At 68.3% G+C, this 18,978-nt stretch carries 14 protein-coding genes; 10 read left to right on the plus strand and 4 right to left on the minus strand.

Translation table 11 applies throughout. From position 1 onward, the window contains the following. Positions 1-10 precede the first annotated feature (10 nt). Positions 11-397 (plus strand): VOC family protein, encoded by a 387-nt coding sequence (locus tag AC0J5J_RS06330; protein ID WP_474900000.1) that lies wholly within the window; start codon positions 11-13, stop codon positions 395-397. A gap of 13 nt (positions 398-410) precedes the next feature. Here the strand turns inward: AC0J5J_RS06330 and AC0J5J_RS06335 are convergent, their stop codons facing one another. Together AC0J5J_RS06335 and AC0J5J_RS06340 are read right to left on the minus strand one after the other, a co-directional pair. Continuing rightward, positions 411-1,109, minus strand: a complete 699-nt coding sequence (locus tag AC0J5J_RS06335; protein WP_474900001.1) for an HAD-IA family hydrolase — start codon at positions 1,107-1,109, stop codon at positions 411-413. Between the two features lie 93 nt (positions 1,110-1,202). Then, on the minus strand, positions 1,203-1,532 hold the full coding sequence (locus tag AC0J5J_RS06340) for a hypothetical protein (protein ID WP_474900002.1): 330 nt from the start codon (positions 1,530-1,532) through the stop codon (positions 1,203-1,205). Between the two features lie 181 nt (positions 1,533-1,713). Here AC0J5J_RS06340 and AC0J5J_RS06345 point away from each other — a divergent pair, with 181 nt between their 5' ends. The 4 genes from AC0J5J_RS06345 (at position 1,714) to AC0J5J_RS06360 (ending at position 8,030) form a co-directional block, all read left to right on the plus strand. Continuing rightward, positions 1,714-2,181 (plus strand): hypothetical protein, encoded by a 468-nt coding sequence (locus AC0J5J_RS06345; RefSeq protein ID WP_474900003.1) that lies wholly within the window; start codon positions 1,714-1,716, stop codon positions 2,179-2,181. Continuing rightward, positions 2,141-2,563, plus strand: a complete 423-nt coding sequence (locus AC0J5J_RS06350; protein ID WP_474900004.1) for a transcriptional regulator — start codon at positions 2,141-2,143, stop codon at positions 2,561-2,563. Before AC0J5J_RS06345 ends, AC0J5J_RS06350 begins: the two co-directional genes overlap by 41 nt. Then, positions 2,560-4,725 carry a S9 family peptidase gene (locus tag AC0J5J_RS06355; protein ID WP_474900005.1) on the plus strand — a complete coding sequence of 722 codons (2,166 nt, stop codon included), beginning with the start codon at positions 2,560-2,562 and terminating at the stop codon, positions 4,723-4,725. Before AC0J5J_RS06350 ends, AC0J5J_RS06355 begins: the two co-directional genes overlap by 4 nt. Before the next feature lie 143 nt (positions 4,726-4,868). Beyond that, positions 4,869-8,030 carry a DEAD/DEAH box helicase gene (locus AC0J5J_RS06360; protein ID WP_474900006.1) on the plus strand — a complete coding sequence of 1,054 codons (3,162 nt, stop codon included), beginning with the start codon at positions 4,869-4,871 and terminating at the stop codon, positions 8,028-8,030. Between the two features lie 32 nt (positions 8,031-8,062). Here the strand turns inward: AC0J5J_RS06360 and AC0J5J_RS06365 are convergent, their stop codons facing one another. Then, positions 8,063-8,590, minus strand: a complete 528-nt coding sequence (locus AC0J5J_RS06365) for a flavodoxin domain-containing protein (protein ID WP_134425829.1) — start codon at positions 8,588-8,590, stop codon at positions 8,063-8,065. A gap of 195 nt (positions 8,591-8,785) precedes the next feature. Here AC0J5J_RS06365 and AC0J5J_RS06370 point away from each other — a divergent pair, with 195 nt between their 5' ends. The 4 genes from AC0J5J_RS06370 (at position 8,786) to AC0J5J_RS06385 (ending at position 14,219) form a co-directional block, all read left to right on the plus strand. Continuing rightward, a complete protein-coding gene (locus AC0J5J_RS06370; RefSeq protein ID WP_474900007.1) occupies positions 8,786-11,041 on the plus strand; it encodes a putative bifunctional diguanylate cyclase/phosphodiesterase in 2,256 nt (751 codons plus the stop codon). Next, complete coding sequence (locus tag AC0J5J_RS06375; protein WP_474900008.1) at positions 11,038-13,296, plus strand: putative bifunctional diguanylate cyclase/phosphodiesterase; 2,259 nt, start codon at positions 11,038-11,040, stop codon at positions 13,294-13,296. Before AC0J5J_RS06370 ends, AC0J5J_RS06375 begins: the two co-directional genes overlap by 4 nt. A gap of 205 nt (positions 13,297-13,501) precedes the next feature. Further along, positions 13,502-13,660 (plus strand): hypothetical protein, encoded by a 159-nt coding sequence (locus AC0J5J_RS06380; protein ID WP_474900009.1) that lies wholly within the window; start codon positions 13,502-13,504, stop codon positions 13,658-13,660. Positions 13,661-13,727: 67 nt separating this feature from the next. Continuing rightward, a complete protein-coding gene (locus AC0J5J_RS06385) occupies positions 13,728-14,219 on the plus strand; it encodes an AMIN-like domain-containing (lipo)protein (protein WP_474900010.1) in 492 nt (163 codons plus the stop codon). A 43-nt stretch (positions 14,220-14,262) separates the two neighbouring features. Here the strand turns inward: AC0J5J_RS06385 and AC0J5J_RS06390 are convergent, their stop codons facing one another. Beyond that, positions 14,263-15,744, minus strand: coding sequence for a DUF222 domain-containing protein (locus tag AC0J5J_RS06390; RefSeq protein ID WP_474900011.1), 1,482 nt, complete (start codon positions 15,742-15,744; stop codon positions 14,263-14,265). A gap of 391 nt (positions 15,745-16,135) precedes the next feature. Here AC0J5J_RS06390 and AC0J5J_RS06395 point away from each other — a divergent pair, with 391 nt between their 5' ends. Beyond that, complete coding sequence (locus tag AC0J5J_RS06395) at positions 16,136-18,967, plus strand: cation-translocating P-type ATPase (protein ID WP_474900012.1); 2,832 nt, start codon at positions 16,136-16,138, stop codon at positions 18,965-18,967. The last annotated feature ends 11 nt before the right edge of the window (positions 18,968-18,978 follow it).

Below are 18,978 nucleotides of genomic sequence, written 5' to 3' on the forward strand. Positions count from 1 at the left end.
AACTGCCGAGATGCTCATCAACGGAGTGCACCACATCGCCATTATTGCCAGCGACTACGAACTGTCCAAGGCCTTCTACCTCGACGTGCTCGGGTGCACGCTCGAGGCCGAGTATTACCGGGCCGAGCGGCAGTCGTGGATGGGCAAGCTCGCCTTGAACGGCCACTACCTGATCGAGCTGTTCTCCTTTCCGGACACCCCGCCAAGGCGGAGCGGGCCGGAAGCGCTCGGGCTGCGCCACCTCGCCTTCGAGGTCGACGACGTGCCTGCAGCGCGCGACGAACTCCTCGGCAAGAACGTCGACTGCGAGGAACTCCGGGTGGACCCGAATACGCACAGGGCGATGTTCTTCTTCCGCGACCCCGACGGTCTGCCGCTGGAGATCTACCAGAGCTGAGCCTGGTCGGCTCCTACTCCCCCGTGACGAGGTGGAACACCACGCCATCATCCTGCACGCTCACCCGCAGGCGATCGAGGCTGGGCACCACCAGGTCGGCTTCCAGCTGGGCGGCGAGGTGGGTGCCGACGACGCCGATGGTGGCGCAGCCGGCGGCGCGGGCCGCCGCGAGACCGGCCGGGGCGTCCTCGACCACGACGCAGCGCGCGGGGTCGACGCCGAGGCGTTCGGCCGCGAGCAGGAACGGCTCGGGGAAGGGCTTGCCGCGGCTGGTGTCGTCGATCGTGACGACCGTGCGCGGAGCGACGAAGCCGGCCGCGTCGAGCCGCACCAGGCACAGCTCACGGCCGCAGGAGGTGACGATCGCCCGGCGCTCCTCGGGGATGCCGGCCATGAGTTCGGCCGCGCCGGCCAGGATCGTGACGCCATCCGTGTCGGAGAGTTCGAGTTCGGTGAGGCGGGTGACGGATGCCTCCACCAGCTCCTCGGCCACCAGGGTCGCGATCATCTGACGCGCCGGAACCCCGTGCTCGGGGCCGGTGAACGACGGGCCGAGGCCGACCTCGGCAGCCCAGCGCAGCCAGGACCGGGTGACAGCCTGGGTGGAGTCGACCAGGGTGCCGTCCATGTCGAACAGCACCCCCTGGAAGACCTTCCCCTGCAGCGCCTCCGCCAGGGTCGTGTCGAGCGGGCTGGGTGCGGGCTGCGTCATGGTGGTTCCGTTCGTCGTGGGGCGGGTACCCCTCAAGTCTGCGCCCCCGACGCTCCGAGACCTATCCGGCGGGGAGTGGCCGCGCTGGCTGCTCTACTCTTTTTCCGCTTGTTTCCAGGAGGCTCGAAGATAGCCGGGTCGGAGAGTGGTCATCCAGATCAATTCCCAGTAGGAGTAGGCCTCTCTCAGGCCCAGCCGCCTCCACAGCTCTGCACCATAGACGGATGCCCCCACGAGTGCGGAGGCCGCGAAGAGCGAACCATCGAACCAGGAGCCGTTCCGCGATTCGACGAACACCGCAGCCAGTACCAGCCCGAGGGCAGCCGCGCAGAACCAGACAAGATACCGGGTGCGCGGGATGTCGGACAGAGCCATCAGTGCCCCGACGCACAGCCCTGCGAACACAACCACTACGGTGCCCATGGTTCCCCCCTCACGGTGCAGACGGATGCACCTAGTCAACGACCCTATCGACACGGTGGGCGCGTTCCGGGCACGGCGGGGGGAGCGGGCTCCTCGGCGGCTAATCAGGAGCCGGCGGCTCTGACGGATTGGCCGGCACCGATGGTTGCATAACTCTTGGTTAAGTGAAATGCTTAACTGCATGGAAAGTAATTCTTCGGGGCGGGAAGCATCGACGGCTGCGCAGGCATCTCTTGACGCACTTCTGGCGGATCGGCAAAAACTGGCCAGTCGCGCCAAAGCCCCCGTCTGGTACTACCCGGCGGCGGCTGTCGCTACCGCGGCGATCGTCGGCGCTCGGGCCATCCCCGACGCCGTGTGGATGTTCACCCTTATTGGTCTGGCCTGCGCTGCCATCGCCTTCCTGGAGCTTGGGTACAGGAGGGCAACCGGGCTGTCCACCAATCGGATTCCTGGCCCTCGTTCCCTGCTGGTGCTGATCGGGATGGGAGTCACGGTGGTAGCCATGCTCACCGTCACCGGGTGGCTGGCGGCGAGCGGCCAGCAATCCTGGGTCGTCGTGACGGTTTCGATCGGCTTCCTCACGATGTACCCAGGCGGCCTGCTGTATGACCGGGTGTACGGGTTGGAGCTGTCCCGTGGGATCTGAGGCCCTTTTCGACGAGTCGATTCACGCGCCCACTCGGCTGCGCCTCTGCGCAATGCTGAGGCCCGTGGACTTCGCAGAGTTCGCGACTCTGACGGCGACCCTGGGTGTCAGCGAAGCGAACCTCTCCAAGACGATTCGGAATCTGGTGGAACTCGGGTATCTCTCCACATCGAAGCACTCGTCGCCGGATCGGAACGATCTTCGCCGCACGACGAACGTTTCCCTGACGAGCCGAGGGCGCACAGCCTTCGACAGACATCTCGCTGCGCTTCAGGAAATCGCCGCTTCTGCGCACTCGGGCGAGCCCGCTACCGCTCCCGATCGCCGCACACCGCCGGGCCTGCCGAACAAGACGCCCGCGGAACTACGCTGGGAGCCATGACCACTCCTCCCCGCGCAGCCCGGAAACCGCAGCAGCGCATTTTCCACAACGACGTGTTCACCGACGACTACGAGTGGATGCGCGACAAGGACAGCCCCGAGGTGATCGCGCACCTCGAAGCCGAGAACACGTTCACGGATGCCCGCACCGCGCACCTCTCCCTGCTGCAGGAGCAGGTCTTCGAGGAGATCAAGGGCCGCACCCAGGAGACCGACCTCAGCGTTCCGGTGCGTCAGGGCACCTGGTGGTACTACACCCGCACGGTCGAGGGGCAGGAATACGGCATCCACTGCCGGGCACCCATCTCCGACCCCGGAGACTGGACCCCGCCCCTTCTGCCGGAGCCGCTTCCCGGGGAGACCACCACCGCGGGCCTGCCGGGCGAACAGATCGTGCTCGACGACAACGCCGAGGCCGCCGGCCACGAGTTCTACTCACTCGGCAGCACCGACGTGAGCGTCGACGGAACCCGGCTGCTCTACGCCGTCGACACCGAGGGCGACGAGCGTTACACCCTGCGGGTGCGCACCGTGGCGACCGGCGAGACCCTCGCGGACGAGATCCCGAACACCGGCGAGGGCGCCCTGTTCGACCCGAGCGGCCGGTACATCTTCTATACGACCATCGACGATGCCTGGCGCCCCGACACCGTGTGGCGCCACGAGGTGGGCACCGCGGTCTCCGCCGACGTGCCGGTCTTCCACGAGCCCGACGAGCGGTTCTGGGTGGGCGTGAGCCTCACCCGCAGCCGCAGGTTCCTGCTGATCGAAGCCGGTTCGAGTGTGACCACCGAGACCCGGCTGCTCGATGCCGCCGACCCGACCGGCGAGTTCACGGTGGTCTGGCCGCGGCGGGACGGCGTCGAGTACGGCGTGGAGCATGCGGTGCTGAATGGCGAGGACCGCCTGCTGGTGGTGCACAACGACCACGCGGTCAACTTCGAACTGGTCAGCGTCTCCGCCGCGGAACCGCAGGGTGCGAAGCGGATGCTGCTGCCCCACGACCCGGCCGTGCGGCTGGAAGACGTCGACGCGTTCCGCGACTTCGTGGTGGCCGAATACCGGCGGGACGGGCTCACCCGCGTCGCCGTGAGCGGCGTGAACGGCGTGACGGGCGGCGACGGGCTCGATTTCGTCGAGCTCGCCTTCGAGGAGCCCCTGTATTCCGTGGGCACGTCGGCCAATCCCGAGTGGGAACAGCCGACCATCCGTCTCGGCTACACCAGCTTCGTCACACCGTCGACGGTCTACGACCACGTCGTCGCCACGGGCGAGCGCCGACTGCTGAAGCAACAGCCCGTGCTCGGCCACTACGACCCGAACCTGTTCGAGCAGCGTCGCGAGTGGGCCACCGCCGCCGACGGCACGCGCATCCCCCTCTCGCTGGTCTACCGCCGCGACCTGGTCACGCCGGGCAAGCCGGCCCCGACCCTGCTCTACGGCTACGGCTCCTACGAGATCAGCATCGACCCAACGTTCAGCATCGCCCGGCTCAGTCTGCTCGACCGCGGCATGATCTTCGCGATCGCCCACGTGCGCGGCGGCGGTGAACTCGGCCGCGATTGGTACGAGAACGGCAAGAAGCTGCACAAGCGCAACAGCTTCACGGACTTCATCGACTGCGCCCGGCACCTGATCGACCGGGGCGACACCGCCCCCGACCGGCTCGTCGCCGAGGGCCGCAGCGCCGGCGGACTGCTGATGGGCGCCGTGGCGAACCTGGCCCCGGAACTGTTCTCGGGCATCCTGGCCGGCGTGCCCTTCGTCGACGCGTTGACGTCGATCCTGGACCCGTCGCTGCCGCTGACCGTGATCGAGTGGGACGAGTGGGGCGACCCGCTGCACGACCCCGAGGTGTACGCCTACATGCGCGGCTACTCCCCCGTGGAGAACGTCCGCGACACGCACTACCCACGAATATTGGCCGTGACCAGCCTCAACGACACCCGGGTGCTCTACGTGGAGCCGGCCAAGTGGGTGGCCCGGCTGCGTGAGGTGGGGGCGGATGTCCTGCTGAAGACGGAGATGTCGGCCGGCCACGGCGGCGTGTCCGGCCGCTACAGCCGGTGGCGGGAGGCGGCGTTCGACTTCGCCTGGATCATCGATGCCGCGCGGGCGCATCCGTCGGGCGAGCCGGCCCTCAGCCTCACCACCACCGCGTAGCGTTCCCCGAACAATTCGACAGAGATTCTGCCCGTATCGGTGCCCAACAGCTCGAAAACACAGTTCTGGAGCAAAATCTCCGTCGAATTGGTTCAACAGCGGAGCGGCGCTCGACCGGGGCGGCCGCGTGAGAGCATGGAGCCATGTCTGAGCCCGGGTCTGCACCGGCGCGGGCCGACTGGAAACAGATCGCCGCACCCGCCGCCGGCGAGCCGGATCCGGGCGCCGAACCGTTCGTGCCGATGGGCCTGCAGTTCGAGTTGCGCGAGCAGACCCCGCGCACAGGCGAACGCTGGCGGGGCGCGACGGCCCGGCCCCTCACTGCTGTGCGACCGGGCACGGGCGAGATCCGTCTCGGGGTGCGCCCGGTCATGCGGAGCGCCCGCGGCAACTGGGTGCACACGCCGGGGTCCTGGAACCAGCTCGCCTTCCACCGCAACCGGCTCACCCTCAACCCGGAGCACCACCGCTGGCTGAGCCAGGTCCTCGCCCTGCACCGGGCCGTGCGCGGCGTCTACACCAGCCAGGAAACGGACTGGCTCTACCTGGACGACTTCGAAAGTCCCCTGTTGTGGACCCTGTTCGACCAGGCGGCGGTGCTCGGCCTGCACCTCGCCGGCAGCAAGAAGGATGCCACCGTCAGCGTGGGCCGCGCGGCCCACGTGAGCCTGGACGCCAGCACGCACGGCGCCGACCTGAACCTGACCACCCGGCTCCTGTTCGACGGCGTGCCGCATCCCGCCGAGCACGCCGGGGCCATCGGCGACCACGGCGTCTACGGCTACCTGCTCGGTCCACACCCCGTGTTCACGCTCGCCCCGGCCGGGGCACCGCTCAGCGCCCAGCAACGCCGGCTGCTCGGCCGGCCTGCCTCCGCGCTCGTGCCCGGCGACGAGGTGGCCGAGTTCCTGACCGACTTCTACCCGACCCTGCGGCGGGCCCTGCCGGTCACGAGCACGGATGCCTCCGTCAGCTTCCCGCAGGCCGACCCGCCCGTGCTCGTGCTCACCGCGCAGTTCCAGCCGAGGCAGTCGCTCACGCTCGACTGGCACTGGGAGTACCGCGAGGGTGCCCGCGTCGCCCGGCTGCCACTGCTCCCGGCGCCCGGCCCCGAGTCCGGCGCCACCCCCGGCACCGTCCCGGTGCCCGGGACCCGAGACGAGCCCGCCGAACGGGTCGTGCACGAGCGCGTCACCCGGCTGCTCGAGGAGGCCGACCGTGCCGATACGGCCCCGGCCGCGGCATCCGTCACCCTGCACGGCGTCGACGCGGCCGAATTCACCGAGCACCTGCTGCCGCGGCTCGAGCGGCTGCCCGGCGTGCGAGTGGACGTGCGCGGCCGGCGCCCCGACTACCGCGAACTGACCGAGCCGCCCGAGCTGACCATCACCACCGTGGAAACCGACCAGCGGGACTGGTTCGACCTGGGCGTGATCGTCACGATCAACGGCCGGAGCGTTCCCTTCGGCCCGCTGTTCAAGGCCCTCGCCAAGGGGCAGGCGAAGCTGCTACTCGTCGACAACAGCTACCTCTCGCTGCGGCAGCCCGCGTTCGAACGACTGCACGAGCTGATCACGGAGGCCCGCGCCCTGGCGGAATGGGACACCGGGCTGCGCATCAGCCGCTATCAGGCTGCCCTGTGGCACGACTTCGAGGACCTCGCCGACGAGACCGAGCAGGCCGTGGCCTGGCGGGCGGCGGTGTCCGGACTACTCGAGCACGCGGGCCTCGCCGAGCACGGGGGACCTGCGGCGCACAGCGAGCCGGTCCAGTCGCCCCCGCTGCCCATCGACCTGCGCGCGACGCTGCGTCCGTACCAGGTCCACGGCTTCGCCTGGCTGGCCTTCCTCTGGCGGCACCAGCTGGGCGGCATCCTCGCCGACGACATGGGCCTCGGCAAGACCCTGCAGACTCTCGCGTTGCTGGCGCACGCCGTCGCGCAGCCGGGCGAGCAGACCGAGCAGACCGAGCAGGCCGAACATGCCGAGCCGCACCGCCGGCGGCCGTTCCTGGTGGTGGCCCCGACATCCGTCGTCGCCACCTGGCGCAGCGAGGCCGCGCGCTTCACGCCCGGCCTCGACGTGCGGGTGGTCACTGCCACCCAGGCCGCCGGCGGCACCACGCTGACGGATGCCGCGGCCGGCGCCGACGTCATCGTCACCTCCTACGCCCTGTTCCGTCTCGACTTCCCGGCCTACCAGGCTCACGGCTGGGCCGGGTTGATCCTGGACGAGGCGCAGTTCGTGAAGAACAGCGCCTCCCGGGTGCATGAGTGCGCGCGGGACCTGACAACGCCCTTCAAACTCGCCATCACCGGCACCCCGATGGAGAACAACCTCGGTGAACTGCACGCCCTGTTCGCGATCGTCGCACCCGGCCTCTTCCCGTCGCTGCGCCGCTTCACCGAGGAGTACGTGCGTCCGATCGAGCGCGGCGACACCCCGGCGGTGCTCGCCCGGCTGCGGCGGCGCATCCGCCCCCTGCTGTTGCGGCGCACCAAGGAGCTCGTGGCGCCTGAGCTGCCGCCCAAGCAGGAACAACTGCTCGAGATCGAGCTGAACCCCCGGCACCGCGCGTTGTACGACACGTTCCTGCAGCGGGAGCGGCAGAAACTGTTCGGGCTGATCGACGACCTGGACAAGAACCGGTTCATCGTGTTCCGGTCGCTGACCCTGCTGCGGCTGCTCAGCCTGGACGCGTCCCTGGTCGACGAGAAATACGCGGGGGTACCCTCGAGCAAGCTCGACGCCCTGCTCGATCAGCTGGGCGATGTCGTCGCCGAGGGCCACCGCGCCCTGGTCTTCAGCCAGTTCACGAGCTACCTGAAGAAGGCGGCCGCCCGGCTGGACGCCCAGGGCATTCCCTATTGCTACCTCGACGGATCCACCCTGCGACGCTCCGAGGTGATCGACCGGTTCAAGTCGGGCGTCGAGCCGGTCTTCCTGATCAGCCTGAAGGCCGGCGGGTTCGGCCTCACCCTGACCGAAGCGGACTACGTCTTCCTGCTCGACCCGTGGTGGAACCCGGCCACCGAGACGCAGGCCGTCGACCGCACCCACCGCATCGGCCAGTCCAGGACGGTGATGGTCTACCGGATGGTCGCCACCGGCACCATTGAGGAGAAGGTGATGGCGCTGCAGAAGCGCAAGGCCGAGCTGTTCGACTCGGTGCTCGGCGACCCGGCGCTCGGCGACCCGGCGCTGGGCGACAGAGCGCTGGGCGACCCGGCACCGGACGGCCCCGGCACGCGCGGCTTCGGCGACAGCCTCACGGCCGACGATATCCGCGGGTTGCTCGAGCGTTAGCGGCCACGGCCACCCCCGGCCGACCGGTCCTGCTACTCGCCGCGCAGCTCCCGGGCGATGCCCGCCGACCACTCGTCGATCGCGGCCCAGTCGCGGAAGTCACCCTCGGGCAGGAGCTCACGCCCGCTCGGGATGCGCCGCACGAGCCGGTCGCGGCGGCCGAGCACGTTCGGGTCGAGGGCACCGAAGAACACCTGCATGCCGCGCGGCTGGAGGGACTCGCTGAATTCCTCGAACTGCTTGGGTTCGCTCTCCTTGAGCAAGTCTCGCCCCTGCGCATCCTGGCCGGCCGTGCCCAGCGGCCCGCTGCTGAACAGCCACACCGGGTGCCCCGAGAGCAGTTCCCGGTTGCGCCGAACGAACTCGGTCGCTTCCTTGCGCCACGATCCCATGTAGGCGGAGCTGCCGATCACGAAGGCGTCGTACTTGTCGGCCTTGTCGACGGATGCAGCCGGCCGGGCGACGGCATCCTGCCCGGCCTCGCGGAGTTTGCGGGCGATGCGCTCGGCGATTCCCTCGGTGGCACCGTACTTGCTCGAAAAACCCACCAAAACCGTCATGATCGCCTCCAACTCGTCGGACATTCCCTTCCATGGTACGACCGCCGGGCTCCCGGCCCCGGACGGTTGGCCACCCCCATTTGCGTGGATCGGAGCTCACCTGCCCCCCGCCGCTGCTAATCTGAACCGAGATAACGTGGGGGTGCCGTGCAGGTGAAGTCAAGGGCGCTCGACGGGCGCCTGCTCAGTGGTTTTTTGGCCAGATCCGGCTCCGGGCTGGCCTGGCTGATGTCCGCATTCCTGAGCCTGTACGTGATCGGGTTGCTCGTGCCCGACACTGGTCTCAACTTCGTCGTCGACGGGGTGCTGGCCACGCTGGTGAAGCTGTCTCTCGTCGCCGTGTGCTGGACCGCTGTAGTTCGCAAGCGCATGCGCAGCCGTGCGGAACCGACCTCGGGTGGCCCGATCCGGTCCCGTCAGCCGGAGCTCGTGTTGACGGCCGTGGCCATCTCCGCCATCGCGTTCGCCGATTCGCTCTCCCTCGTCTTGCGGTTCTGGGGCGACGGCGGGCTCCGCGAGGTGATCGAGTTCGCCTACCTCGTGTTCTTCCTCCTCATGGTGACCGTGCTCGCCATCCTGCTGCGCCGCCGGTTGCGCGGCATGGTCTGGTCAGTCGTTCTGGACAGCACCATCGGGGTCCTCGGCACGATGTCGGTTCTGGCCGTGCTGCTCGGGCCGGTGGCGACCGCGCTCGACGCGGCCGGGGCGAATACGGCGATCTCCACTGCGGTGGCCTACCCGCTGTTCAACCTGCTGCTGGTTGCGGTCGTCGTCGCGGTCACCACCTCGCAGGGACCTGTGGCCGGTCGGCGCTGGATCCTTCTCGCGTTCGGGCTGCTGATCTTCACCGCCACCGGCCTCGCGTTCATCGCGCTCAAGGCCAACTATGTTCTGGGCACTCCGCTCGATGCCGGCTGGGCCGTGGGCCTCGCCCTGATCGCGCTGTGGGCGGATGCCTCCTCACGCCCCGATGTGGCGCAGAACAGCTCGACCAACAGCCTGGCTGCACTGGCGATGCCGGCCGTGTCGACAGCGGCCGGCCTGGGTGTGCTCCTCCTCGCCAGCCAGACGACGGTGCCCGCCGTCGCCGTCGGCCTGGCCGCCGCCACCCTGGCGCTCGCTGCCGTTCCGCTGGTGTCCCGGCAGATGGCCCTGCGGCGCCAGGCCCGCACCGACGAGTTGACCGGCTTGCCGAACCGGCGGGCCCTGTACGCCGAGATCTCGAGGCGACTGGCCACCGACCAGAGCCCGAATCGTGCGCTGCTCCTGCTGGACCTGGACCGCTTCAAAGAGGTCAACGACAGTCTCGGGCATGACGCCGGGGATCGGTTGCTCGTGCAGGTCGGCCGTCGCCTCCAGGCCGGGCTGGGGCCGAACGACCTGCTCGCGCGCCTCGGCGGTGACGAGTTCGCCATCCTTCTCGAGCACTCCGACCAGGCGCAGGCCGAGGCCGTCGCCGTCAGACTGCGCGCCGCTCTGGCCCAGCCGTTCACGCTGGAGGGCATCTCCCTGCAGACCAGCGCCAGCATTGGAATCTCGCTCTACCCCGATCAGGGCGACGATCGCACCGCCCTGCTGCGCAAGGCCGACATGGCGATGTACAAGGCCAAGTCGACCCTGAGCGGCCACCACGTCTACCGCAGCGTGGACAACCGCCACGGTGACGTGCGGTTGCGCACGCTGCAGGAGTTGCGCCTGGCCCTGACCGAGGACCAGCTGATCCTGCACTACCAGCCGAAGATCAACCTCACGACCGGGTCGGTTTCCGGTGTCGAAGCCCTCGTGCGCTGGGAGCACCCCGATCGTGGGCTCCTGTTCCCCGACCAGTTCCTGACCCTCGTCGAAGAGGCCGGGCTCATGCACGCGCTCACCCAGGAGGTCCTGCGCAAGGCGCTGGACCAGTCCGTACTCTGGGCCGCCCAGGGCCGAAACCTGACGGTCGCGGTGAACCTGTCCGCCAGTTCGCTGATCGACGGGGACCTGCCCGAACGGGTGGGCACCATGCTGTCGGCCCGCGACCTGCCGGCCACCGCCCTGATGCTCGAGATCACCGAGGACTTCCTGATGGCGGACCGGGACCGTGCCCGGGACATCCTGACCCGGCTGCGTGCCAGCGGAATCAAGATCTCCGTCGACGATTTCGGCACCGGCTACAGCTCGCTCGCCTATCTGCGCGACCTGCCCATCGACGAGCTCAAACTCGACCAGTCCTTCGTCTTCCCGATGGCGGACGACGCCCGGGCGGCAGCCCTGGTTGCTTCCACGATCGACCTGGCGCACGGCCTCGGACTGAAAATGGTGGCCGAGGGAGTGGAGAACAGCGTCGCCTACGACGAGCTGGTGCGCTACGGATGTGACTTCGCCCAGGGATATTTCATGTCGCGCCCCATCTCTGCCGCAGCGCTCGACGAGTGGTTGACCGCCCGGCTGAACGCGGCGGCCGTGCCATGACCGGCGGTACCCGCGAGCGGTTCCGCATCGGAGCGCTGACGCTCATGCTGGTGCTGGTCGTCGCCTATGCCGTCGGTCTGGCCCTGAAGGGTGATGGATTCAGCCCCCTGGTCGACGGCTGGCTGGCCATGCTGTCGGTGTGGGCGCCCGTTCTGGTCGGAATCACCGCCCTCCGCCGGGCGGCGCGAGGGAACATCGTGGTGGCCCTCGCCACTGCCGCACTGGCGTCGACGGCCCTGGCGGACAGCTACTACCTCGTTCTCACGGATGCGGACGGCAATGCGCCGTTCAGTTCGCTGGCCGACATCGGCTATCTCCTGTTCTATGTGTTGCTGCTCGCTGCGCTGGGAGTGCTCGTGCACCGGCAGCTGCGAGGCTCGGCCTGGTCCGTGTTCCTCGACAGCGCGGTGGGTTCGCTGGGGGCCGCAGCCGTCCTGGCCGTCGTCCTCAGTCCTGTCTTCGATAGCGTCGCCGCGAACCCGCTGAGTCTCGGCTCCGTCATCGCGGCCGCCTATCCGTTGCTCGATCTGCTGCTGGTGGCGGCGATCGCCGGGATCGTGGCGTCGCACGGCCGAGACGGCGGTCATCGCTGGCTGCTGCTCATCGCCGGTCTGGTGGTCATCGCGGGAGCCGACACCGTCTTCGCCCTGCAGGGCGACACTTACAGGGTCGGCACCTCTCTCGACGCGAGTTGGAACGTCGGCATGGCACTGATTGCGCTCTGGGTGGACGGTTCCGCCCGTCCCCGCCCGGTGCCGGATCGCACAGGCATGAGCCGGGCCGTGTCCGCTCTGGCGGTCCCGATGGTGGCCACGGTGGCCGGGCTCGGGGTGCTGGTCCTGGCCAGCCAGATGGCGGTGTCCAACTTCGCGGTGGCGTTGGCCGGTGCGACCATGGCGGTGGCTGTGGTGCCGCTGGTCGGCCGCCAGCGGGTGCTGAACCGGCTGGCCCGAACCGATGACCTCACCGGATTGCGCAATCGCCGCGCTTTCAACGCGGATGTCCCTGCCCGCCTTGCCGACGGCGAAGGCAGGAAGGGTGCCCTGCTCCTGCTCGACCTGGACCGGTTCAAGGAGGTCAATGACAGCCTCGGCCATGACGTGGGTGACCGGCTGCTGATTCAGGTCGCCAACCGCTTGAACCGGCAGTTGCGCTCCGGCGATCTGCTGGCCCGCCTCGGCGGGGACGAGTTCGCCATCCTGCTCACGGATGCCGCCCGGCATGATGCCGTGACGGTTGCCGTCAAACTGCGTGCAGCCCTGGCCGAGCCGTTCCTGCTCGCGGGCATCACACTGCAGACCAGCGCCAGCATCGGCATCGCCCTGTATCCCGACCAGGGTTCCGATTTCACGGCGTTGCTCCGCAAGGCCGATATGGCCATGTACAAGGCGAAGGTGAGCCGCGGCGGACACCACGTGTTCGACAGTGACGACGACAGCCACGGTGAGATTCGGTTACGCACGCTGGAGGAGCTGCGCCTCGCCCTCACCGAGGGACAGCTGGTTCTGCACTATCAGCCGAAGGTCGACCTCGGCACCGGGGTGGTCTGCGACGTCGAGGCCCTCGTTCGCTGGAACCACCCCACGCGTGGGCTGCTGCTGCCGGATCAGTTCATTTCGATCGTCGAGGAGGCCGGGCTGATGCACGCCCTGACTCAGGTGGTTTTGAACCAGGCACTGGATCAGGCGGCCGTCTGGCAGGCGCAGGGGCATCCGCTGACCATTGCGGTGAACCTGTCGGCCTCATCCCTGGTCGACATCGAGCTGCCGGACCGAATCGGCGCCATGATCGCCGCCCGGGGGCTGGCGCCGTCCACTCTGGCACTGGAGATCACCGAAGAATTTTTGCTCAACGACCGTGACCGGGCACGGGGCATCCTGACCCGGCTGCGCGAGCAGGGCATCCGGATCTCCGTCGACGATTTTGGAACGGGCTACAGCTCGTTGGCGTATCTGCGCGACCTGCCGATCGACGAGCTCAAACTGGATCAGTCCTTCGTCTTCCCGATGGCCGAGAATGAGCGCGCTGCAACCCTGGTGTCATCGGCCATCGCCCTCGCCCACAGTCTGGGGCTGCGCATGGTGGCCGAAGGGGTGGAGACCGGCGCCGCTTACGACCAGTTGGTCGGCTACGGGTGCGACTTCGCCCAGGGATTTCACCTGTCGGAGCCCGTTTCCGCGGCCACGCTGGACAGCTGGCTCGCCGAACGGCGCCGCACGCACGCCGCCCTTGTCGTGGAGCCTGCCGAGGTGTAGACCGCCCTGAAAGAGCGCCCTGATCCAGCGGGTCCACCGGTTCACCGGGACGCGGATTGAGGTTCATGATGACGCTTCGACCGGCCGCACCGAAACACTCTGCACTGGCGCAGTCTGCACGTCCATATTCAGCACGGCGATATTCAGCACTGCGACGGATGCTGCTGGTGCCCCTGCTGCTGATTCCCACGCTGGCCGCGTCGGCGTGTTCACCCTGGGATCCCAATCTCGGCGGGAACGCCTCTCCCTCCGCCACGGGTACCGCCACGGCCACGGCTTCCCCCTCGCCGACGCCGACTTCACCGGCGTCACCCTCCCCCGGCACGCCTCCACCGGACGAGACGAGCCCGCCACAGTCGGGTGACCGGGTCATCTCCTCCCGGATCAGCCAGGACTGGGTGTGGCCCGGCCCGGATCAGCCGATCTCTGTCGTGCATGACAACCCGGTGCCGATCGCGCCACCGCCCGAGCCTCCGATTCCCTATCTGTATTCGATCGGGGTTGGGGAGCATCCGTCGGATACCCCGCCGTACGACCAGATGAGCTTCAAATTCAAGGGCGGTTTTCCTGGTTACGAGCTGATGTTCGTGCCCGAACTGGACTCGGACGCCAGCGGATTGCCGGTTCCCATGCCCGGGACCAGCCGCATTCTGCGGGCGGTCTTCACCGTTGCCCAGGCGCACACCGAGCAGGGTGAGTCGAGCGTCGTTTCGGCGCCGCCGGCTTTCATCGGTTACGACGCGATCACCCGTTACGCGCCGGCGGGCGATTTCGAGGGCTACGTCACCTACGGGATCGGTGTCGGTCGTCCGATGGATACCGTGCCGCAGACGCTGGTTCGCGTCTACGAGGTGGAGAAGATCGAGCAGGGTCAACGTCTCTTCGTCGTCGCTATTCAGATCGATGCCAGCCTCTGGCGTTGAGTCCGGCAAAGACAGCAAACGTACCCTGCGACCCGGCTTCCGGTTACAGCGCCGCTCGTTTACTCGGCAGTGCGATCAGCGTCTGCTGCGGGTCGACTTCCACCGGTGGTCGTAGCCAGTAGTCGTTTCCGGTGCGGATGATGTTCCAGTGCTGGTTGTGCAGCAACAGGTGATGCGGATGGCAGAGCAGCACCCCGTCGGCAAGGTCGGTGTACCCGTTGTCGGCAAGCCATTCGTTGATGTGGTGTGCTTCAGACCAGGCGGGTGATCTATCGCAGTCCACCCACCGGCAGCCTCCGTCGCGCACTCCCATCGCCGCCCGTTGCGCTTCGGTGAAGAGTCGTTGGTCACGTCCGACGTTGATGATCTGCCCGGTGTCGTCGACCTGGATGCCGCGGGTTCCGGTGTCGCAGAGCAACCGGTCGATGGTCTCCTGTGATATTGGCACGGGGTTGCCTTCGATCTGCCCGTGGGCGGCGGCTTCGCGGGTTTCGGTGGCTGCGGCGGGAACCGGGCCACCCTGGGCGGCCTGGCCGGGGGCCGGCTGGCCCTCCTTCACGGCCTTCTCGGTCACGATCACCCGCACCGAAGGGCGGCGGCCGCCGAAGACGCGTCCCTGGTCGGCCTCACCGGCGATCTTCAGCAACTGCACGAGGGCGTCGGCGGCGATCTGCTCCGTGCTGCGGGGGTCATCCTGCACACGTTTGGCCCAGGCGGCCTTCTCCTTGTCGACAAAGCGCACCCCGCCGCGGCGGGGGCTCGTGATCGAGTCGAACGTGGAGAGCACGAACTCGCCGTCTTCCGGGGCGAAGAGCCCATTCAGGCGCACCTTGCCGTTGCCAAGCCGGTACACCCGCAGGAACCGATCGTCGTGGGCCTGCTTCTCCCGGGCGGCGATGCCGGCCTCGTCGAGCTGGTCGCGCATCCGGCGGGCGAGTTTGAAGACCTGGTCGACATTCAGCGACGCGGCCTCGGCGAGGAGGGTCTCGAGGGCGGTGCCGAGTTTCTCCGCAGTGACCGCGGCGTCGATCTGCCCCAGACCGGAACGGATCGACTCGGCCGCATCGACCGAGAGGGTGCCGTCGGTGACGGCCCGGGCGATCGGCGCCTGCCACGGCACCTTCGCGGCGAACGAAGCGACCGCGGCGGCATCCACATCGGATGATTCCACGGCGGCCTCGACCAGTTTCTCCGCTGCTTCGGCATCGGCCATCATCGTGCCGACGGCAACGAGCTTGAACGCATCGTTCTTCGTCGAGCCGGTCACCGTCTGAATCAGCGCCTCGGGCGAGAGGAACCCCTGCTGGGCGGCCAGACCGGAATGGCCGAGCTCGGGCCGGGAGCGGCGGGCGATGGTTGCGGCCATCCACGCCGACCGGGTGTCGAGGAGCCGCCGGGCTGCCGCGATCTGCTTCTGACCGGCCAGCACTTCGGCATCGGCGAGTGCCTCGTAGTCGGCGCAGGAGGAGCCCAGCCGGGCGACGGCATCCGTTGCCGTTCTGAGGTCGTCTGCGGTGGTGGTCATGCGTCGAGAATAGCAGGAATAGTACGCGAAGTCGAGAGTCTGTCACCTAATAGTCAAAGGTTTTCGAAGTAGTGTTCTACGACATCTGTGCGCGTGGCGTGCTGCAGGCCGACCGCTCGCAACTGAGGAGATTGTCGCGACGCGCCGTTCGCGGCACCTCGATGGGCGGCGTTTCTCGAAAATCTCCGAAGTTGGTGTCGCAGTTGGTGTCGCAGTTGGTGTCGGAAGCTGCCGGCACCTCCGGGTGTCGGTGCCTCAGGTCTCGACAGGCTCGACCACCGGCGGACCGCCACTGACGGGGGGCCGCCGGGTCGTTGCCCCAGCGGTTCTACACTGGAAGGTGCCGCGGGCCAGACTGACCCGGTATTTCGCGGAAAGAGGAACCCACCCGATGGACGCACCTGCTCAATCGGAACAACTGGACCGGATCGACCCCCTCGACCTCGACCCTTCACTGGCCGATGCCACCGAGATCGCCCGCCGGCTCGAGGCCGATGCCCACCTGGGCCTGACCGCGGCCGAAGCCGCCCGCCGCCTCGCCGCCGAGGGCCCGAACGAACTCCGTGCCGTGCGCCCGGTTCCGGTCTGGCGCAGAATCCTGGCCCAGTTCAACGACCCTCTGATATACCTGCTGCTGGTCGCCACCGCGGTGTCGCTCGGCGCCTGGCTGATCGAAGGCTCCCAGGGCCTGCCCGTCGATGCCCTGGTGATCGCCGCCATCGTGGTGCTCAACGCCGTGCTCGGCCTGGTGCAGGAGGCGCGCGCGGACAACGCGGTGGCCGCCCTGTCCACCATGACCGCGGCATCCTCGACCGTCATGCGCGACGGCCTGCTCACCACCCTGCCGAGCACCGAGCTGGTGCGCGGGGACCTGCTGGTGCTGGGCGAGGGAGACAGCGTCGGGGCGGATGCCCGGCTCACCGAGGCGAACTCGCTGCGCATCGCCGAGGCCTCCCTGACGGGCGAAAGTTCGGCTGTCACCAAACACCCACGCACACTCCCTGCCCCCGCCGCCCTCGGCGACCGCCTGAACATGGTCTTCAAGGGCACGGCCGTCAGCCAGGGGGTCGGCCGCGGCATCGTCACCGGGACCGGCATGAACACCGAGGTGGGCGCCATCGCCTCCATGCTCGAGCGCACCGAGACGCACCCGACGCCGCTGCAAGTCGAGATCGGCCACATCGGCAAGCTGCTCAGCGTCGTGGTGATCGTGATCGCCATCGTCGTGATGCTGACCATCGTGCTGGTGCAGGGGGTGTCCACCCCGGCCGACTTCGTCACCGTGTTCCTGCTCGGGGTGTCCCTTGCCGTCGCTGCCGTTCCCGAGGGTCTGCCGGCGATTCTGTCGGTCATCCTCTCCATCGGCGTGCAACGGATGGCGCGGCAGAACGCCGTGGTCAAGAACCTGAAATCCGTGGAGACCCTGGGCTCCGCTTCCGTGATCTGCTGCGATAAGACCGGCACGCTGACCCGCAATGAGATGACGATCCAGCAGCTGCTGACGGCCTCCGGCCGGGTCGACGTGACCGGGGTGGGCTACCGCCCGGAAGGCGACGTGCGTCAGGGTGACGCGCCGCTCACCGACCTGTGCCTCCGGTACGAGGCCCAGCTGGTGCTGGGCGCGGGATCCCTCGCCGGCAACGCCCAGCTCACCGAGAAGAACGGCGAGTGGGAGATTCAGGGTGACCCCACCGAGGCGGCGTTCCTGGTGGCGGCGGCCAAGCTCGAGGGAACCACAGGCCACATGGCCCGGTTCGACCGTCTGGACGAGATGCCCTTCACCTCGGAGCGCAAGATGATGTCCACCCTGCATCAGGAGACCAGCGACGGGAGCCTGCGCATCTTCAGCAAGGGCGCACCCGACATTCTCCTTGAGCGGTGCACCTTTCTTCAGGTCGGCGAGAGCGTCGTACCCCTGACCGACGAGCGGCGACAACGGATGCTCGCCGACATCCAGGCGCTCTCCGCCCAGGCCTTCCGCACGCTGGGTGTGGCCTACAGCCGCGCCGACGAGAACACGGCCCCGCTCGACGAGGCCGACGAGCAGGGCCTCATCTACGCCGGGGTCGTGGGCATCATCGATCCACCCCGCACCGAGGTGACCCCTGCCATCAAGGAAGCCCACCGGGCGGGTGTGCGGGTGGTCATGATCACGGGTGACCATCCGACGACCGCCGCACGGATCGCGAGCGACCTGGGGATCGTCGAACCCGGTGCGCCGGCGCTGGCGGGAGCGGATCTCGACCTCCTCGACGAGCCGGGGCTGCGGGAAGCGGTGCGCGGGACATCCGTCTTCGCCCGCGTCTCCCCCCACCACAAGCTGCGCATCGTCGACGCCCTGCAGGCCAACGGCGACATCGTCGCGATGACCGGAGACGGCGTCAACGACGCCCCGGCGCTGAAATCCGCTGACATCGGCGTGGCCATGGGCGTGACCGGCACCGAGGTGACCAAGGAGGCAGCGAAGATCATCCTGGTCGACGACAACTTCGCCACCATCGTGGCCGCCGTGCGGGGCGGCCGGGTCATCCTCGACAACATCAAGAAGTTCCTGCGCTACCTGCTCTCCTCGAACATGGGCGAGGTGCTCACGGTGTTCCTCGGGGTGCTCCTGGCGGGGGTGCTCGGCCTGGCCGGTGCCAGCAGCGAGACCGTCGTGCTGCCGCTGCTGGTCACCCAGATCCTCTGGATCAACCTCATCACCGACTCCGGCCCGGCCCTGGCGATGGGCGTCGACCCGGAGATCGACGACGTGATGGCGCGCCCGCCCCGGCCCATCAATGAGCGGATGATCGACCTGCGCATGTGGATGGGCATCATGTCGACCGGCCTGGTGATGGCCGTGGTGACCCTCGCCACCATCGACCTGTTCCTGCCCGGCGGGCTGCTCCCGGTGCTGGATCCCGGCAGTGACGATCTCACCGTGGCTCGCACCGCCGGCTTCACCACGCTGGTCTTCGCCCAGCTGTTCAACACGCTCAACTCGCGTTCCGAACTGACCACCGCGTTCCACCGCCTGTTCGTGAACCGGTGGCTGTGGGGGGCGCTCCTGCTCGGCGTCCTGCTTCAGGTGGCCGTGGTCGAACTCCCCTTCCTGCAGGCCGCGTTCGGGACGGCCTCGATGGACACCGTGCACTGGGCCGTCTGCGTGGGGATGGCATCCATCGTGTTGTGGGCCGAAGAACTGCGCAAGTGGATCCTGCGGGCGCGCACCCGATCCTGATCCTGATCCCG

The organism is Cryobacterium sp. TS_SC_7 (assembly GCF_056156285.1).

Coding starts and splice junctions, on each gene's coding strand:
- AC0J5J_RS06330 (WP_474900000.1), top strand. CDS start 11: ATGCTCATCAACGGAGTGCACCACATCGCCATTATTGCCAGCGACTAC.
- AC0J5J_RS06335 (WP_474900001.1), bottom strand. CDS start 1,109: ATGACGCAGCCCGCACCCAGCCCGCTCGACACGACCCTGGCGGAGGCG.
- AC0J5J_RS06340 (WP_474900002.1), bottom strand. CDS start 1,532: ATGGGCACCGTAGTGGTTGTGTTCGCAGGGCTGTGCGTCGGGGCACTG.
- AC0J5J_RS06345 (WP_474900003.1), top strand. CDS start 1,714: ATGGAAAGTAATTCTTCGGGGCGGGAAGCATCGACGGCTGCGCAGGCA.
- AC0J5J_RS06350 (WP_474900004.1), top strand. CDS start 2,141: ATGACCGGGTGTACGGGTTGGAGCTGTCCCGTGGGATCTGAGGCCCTT.
- AC0J5J_RS06355 (WP_474900005.1), top strand. CDS start 2,560: ATGACCACTCCTCCCCGCGCAGCCCGGAAACCGCAGCAGCGCATTTTC.
- AC0J5J_RS06360 (WP_474900006.1), top strand. CDS start 4,869: ATGTCTGAGCCCGGGTCTGCACCGGCGCGGGCCGACTGGAAACAGATC.
- AC0J5J_RS06365 (WP_134425829.1), bottom strand. CDS start 8,590: ATGACGGTTTTGGTGGGTTTTTCGAGCAAGTACGGTGCCACCGAGGGA.
- AC0J5J_RS06375 (WP_474900008.1), top strand. CDS start 11,038: ATGACCGGCGGTACCCGCGAGCGGTTCCGCATCGGAGCGCTGACGCTC.
- AC0J5J_RS06390 (WP_474900011.1), bottom strand. CDS start 15,744: ATGACCACCACCGCAGACGACCTCAGAACGGCAACGGATGCCGTCGCC.
- AC0J5J_RS06395 (WP_474900012.1), top strand. CDS start 16,136: ATGGACGCACCTGCTCAATCGGAACAACTGGACCGGATCGACCCCCTC.